The sequence below is a fragment of the Rhodococcus sp. B10 genome (assembly GCF_011770055.1).
GTDB classification, from domain to species: Bacteria; Actinomycetota; Actinomycetes; order Mycobacteriales; family Mycobacteriaceae; genus Rhodococcoides; species Rhodococcoides kyotonensis_B.
The window spans coordinates 1-395 of record NZ_JAAFYV010000126.1; the positions used below are offsets into that span (position 1 = coordinate 1).

Sequence of the window (395 nt, forward strand, 5' to 3'; positions counted from 1 at the left end):
ATCGGCAGGTGATCGTTGAATGACAGGAAGTGCACGCGACCGGCATCCATCCAGGCGAGCGCATCGGCAACGCCATCGGCGTGATGCAATTCGAAGCGCAAGTGCATCAAATGCTGTGCCCCCAGGTGCGGGCGCATGGCATCGAGCGTGTCGAGCATGCGCACGGCGTAGGCGCGGCCACGCAGGCCGCCCTCCCAGGAATACGTGACGCCGTGGAATTCGGTGGTGATGCCGCAGGCCAGCAATTGGCCGTCAACGTCGGCCAGCGCGGTCTCGTAGGGAAAGGCCACACCGGGGCGCGGCATGACGGCGCGTTCGAAGGCATCGCCGTGCAGATCGACGATGCCGGGCAGGACGAGCAGGTCGCCGTAGTCGATCATCCCGCGAGTCGGGCT

The 395-nt window shown here is 65.8% G+C and carries 1 pseudogene; it reads right to left on the reverse strand.

Features of this window, described 5'->3' with window-relative positions:
* A pseudogene (locus tag RhoFasB10_RS25970) lies at positions 1-380 on the reverse strand (alpha-D-ribose 1-methylphosphonate 5-triphosphate diphosphatase); the annotation flags it as partial.
* Positions 381-395 lie beyond the last annotated feature (15 nt).